Consider the following 3,099-nt stretch of genomic DNA (forward strand, 5'->3'; position numbering starts at 1 on the left):
ACTATGGGTTGTCCTTACAAGAGCTTGTATCGCCTAATATGAGCCATATACAGTTTGTTAGAAATACCTTAGTGGTTCGTGGTGAGAATGGCATAAATAGATATATCATTATAAGAGGATTATACGAAAATTATCTACAAGTACTATAAAACTATTTCGGAACCTTTAAGAGCTAGAAAGTATACAGATAATCCCTATTTGTGGCATTTAATTTTAATCATGGAACATATAGTTGGGTGTACGAAATCCTTTTAGAGGTTTCCAAACACATTTTTGACTATGGTAACAAATAACTGAGGCAGGGAAAGGTTTCATGTGAGCTAAGTACCTAGCAGAATCTAAATTAGATTTTGCAATGAATAGCCACTCTTCTAAATCCTCAGTATTTTTCATATAAAACTTGCCCCCCTAGTGCAATTTTGTATTCCATGGTTACATTACGGTTAGCACGTTCTTGAAACTCTTCAGGTCCATATACTAAAATATCAACTGGTGTTTCCATCACATCGTAAATACCCCAATTGATAAGATTAATCACTTCTCTTTTTCTTGATCCTACACCATCCACAATAATACAAAGATCAAAATCACTATCTTTATTTGGTGTGCCATAAGCATGAGAGCCAAAAAGGATAATTTTTTGGACAGAAGATACGGTTTCACAAATTTTTTGTACTAATAGGTTTAGCTCCCTTTGTACTTCCTCGTTAATCCAAATCACCCCTCGGAAAATAGAATTATATTGACGTTTAAGTATATTATACATGCGCTTCTCTTCTCCTTACTATTACATATTTATTTTCATATTGTGCCCTTGTTTCCCAACGTCCTCCAATGCTTAATAACATTTGTAAACCTTCTTGAAGTCTTGTTAGAACCCATCATCACAGATATCTTATTCCTTAACTTGGTGAAGGACGAAAGTCCAAAGGTAAGTGAAAGTTAAATTAGGGGTTACTTGTAATAGAATGGTTTGTTCCTCTGTAGTTGTATATGAAGCAATGTTCTGTATGTAAATACCTCTAAATACCACCTTTCCAGTGGTCTTTAGAGGTACTTTGCAATTTAAGTTTTTTAGAAAGCTGTTGTTTTTAATAATAGTACCTTGGAGGTAGTGGCTGTGGATTAAGTTCTACAAAAATACAAGGAGGTAGTGGTTGCGGGCTGAGCTGTACAAAATTATCCCATGACCCATATGGAATATACTGCATAGGATTTGGTGTAAATGATGTATATACCTGTAGATGACAACACGGAACTATATGCATTAATATTTCATCTCCTTCAAAATAATAATTCGTTCATGACAACTTATGTATTTTAGATTTAAGTAAAGTAGTAATACTACCTAATTTTTAAAAATAGTTAAATCCAATTTACTAGGACAAAAATACATTCATACAATGAATATATTTTTGGATGAGAGGGGATATTTTATGGGATTTGAACCAAAAGACACAGTCTTAAAAATTGCTGAATTGGATAATATCCGCTTAACTAAAATATACTTTGCCCCAGGCTGGATTGTATTCAACAGTAGTACTGGGGATAAAAGCGATGTTTTTATGTCTATATCTAACGTTACTGGTACAGTTATGCTAAATTTTGATAAGAGTAGTCAAGTTAGTTTTTCATACATCCTAAATAACAACAGGACCCTCTTGGGGGAAGTAGTGTGGAATCCGGTTTTTAAGATTCTTTATTTAACCAAAGATGGAGGGTTCCTTACTGAATGGCGGGATATTGTATCACCTGATTGTAGGTTAAAGAACTATACTGTCACGCACACGTGGACTATTCCACGCAATATTTATGATGACTTTGGGAAAATTCGTACTTTTCTTAGTACCTCCTCAGCACCTTGGTATCCTTGTCCTAGGTAACAAAAATTATTAGTCAGATTATAAGAAATAGGATGTCTCAATTTTAAATTATTGGCTTTTATCGCTAAAAATTTAATAAACTGTCATCTAAAAAGAAACTCTAGGCTAGTCAATAATTCGTATAGGGTGCAGTTTCTATTTCATTTACAATATTTATTATACATGCTTCTCTGCAGTGTAATAAAAAAGACATTGAACAAATACGTTTAATGTCTTTTTCCCTCTAATATACTTGCCTTGTTTATCTTGTATTTATATATCAAGTAACTGCTTCTTTTTGGCGTTAAACTCATCTTCTGTAATAACACCCATATCACACAGCTCTTTGAATTTCTTTAATTCGTCTGCTGTTGATATTGGAGCAGATACTGCTTGTGGTTGAGCTTCAGTAGGTTTGCTTTTTAAAGCATCTAGAACTTGATGGATATGATTATTAATGGATTTTGCTGAATCTTTATCTAACGCAACTTTGATCTTTTCTTGCGGAGTATCAATTGTTAGAAAGCCTAACCACATCCCTATTTCAAAAGATATATCATTTATCTTTTCATGATCTACTGCTTTGAATTTTTCACCAGTCATTGTTTTTTGTCCGAACATAATGCGTTTATTACTTATGGCGTAGGCATAATAACCATCATGCTTTGTTGTAGATTGATAATCGTGCATTCCGATATAAGTCATATGAATTTTTTCGCCATTCATCAAGTTATCTTCTAATACCTTGAAGTGTTTTACACCCCACTTTTCATTAAAGCCAGAACCGAATGTATTATCTATACAGAATTGATACATTCCTTCAGCGCATGACAATGGATCCTCAGCAAGTTTTGCTACCTTTGCATCGATTGTAGCTTTCAATTCTTCGATAGTGTCCGTACTTACACTTACAACACCCAAGCCACCTGCTTTATGAAAGCAATCTGGGCATAGCCATGCATCAGATTTTAGTATTTTATAACGATTTAAACCAACCTTTATATCACAAACACCACATACTGCCTTTTTAAAAAAACCATAATTTTCCCTCCAGTTATATATATCGAATAGTAGCAAACAAACCTAACGTTCTACGTAATATTATAATTTACAAATATAAGTATAACACACCTAAAACACTATAGGATGCCAAACAAAGCCTTAACCATTTGTTCCTCTATAGTTTAAAAAGAAAAAAAGACATTGAAACAAACTGTTCAATGTCTTTTTTTCTTTT

General features: G+C 33.3%; 3 protein-coding genes and 2 pseudogenes. 2 read left to right on the forward strand and 3 right to left on the reverse strand.

Annotation, left to right across the window (positions count from 1 at the left end):
• A pseudogene (locus ABWK52_RS24435) lies at positions 1-245 on the forward strand (integrase); the annotation flags it as partial.
• Here ABWK52_RS24435 and ABWK52_RS24440 read toward each other — a convergent pair.
• Together ABWK52_RS24440 and ABWK52_RS24445 are read right to left on the reverse strand one after the other, a co-directional pair.
• A pseudogene (locus tag ABWK52_RS24440) lies at positions 232-393 on the reverse strand (HEPN domain-containing protein); the annotation flags it as partial. The pseudogenes ABWK52_RS24435 and ABWK52_RS24440 sit on opposite strands and share 14 nt — an antisense overlap.
• Positions 380-766 carry a nucleotidyltransferase domain-containing protein gene (locus ABWK52_RS24445; protein ID WP_000282363.1) on the reverse strand — a complete coding sequence of 129 codons (387 nt, stop codon included), beginning with the start codon at positions 764-766 and terminating at the stop codon, positions 380-382. The pseudogene ABWK52_RS24440 and the gene ABWK52_RS24445, both read right to left, overlap by 14 nt.
• 670 nt (positions 767-1,436) lie before the next feature.
• Between ABWK52_RS24445 and ABWK52_RS24450 the strand changes: the two genes are divergently transcribed.
• Complete coding sequence (locus tag ABWK52_RS24450) at positions 1,437-1,883, forward strand: hypothetical protein (RefSeq protein WP_255289056.1); 447 nt, start codon at positions 1,437-1,439, stop codon at positions 1,881-1,883.
• A gap of 252 nt (positions 1,884-2,135) precedes the next feature.
• On the opposite strand, the gene ABWK52_RS24455 is transcribed toward ABWK52_RS24450, so the two are convergent.
• Positions 2,136-2,939, reverse strand: coding sequence for a PH domain-containing protein (locus tag ABWK52_RS24455; protein WP_098542389.1), 804 nt, complete (start codon positions 2,937-2,939; stop codon positions 2,136-2,138).
• Between the last annotated feature and the right edge of the window lie 160 nt (positions 2,940-3,099).

Origin of the sequence: Bacillus sp. AP50, from assembly GCF_040492675.1 — a bacterium.
GTDB lineage: Bacteria > Bacillota > Bacilli > Bacillales > Bacillaceae_G > Bacillus_A > Bacillus_A cereus.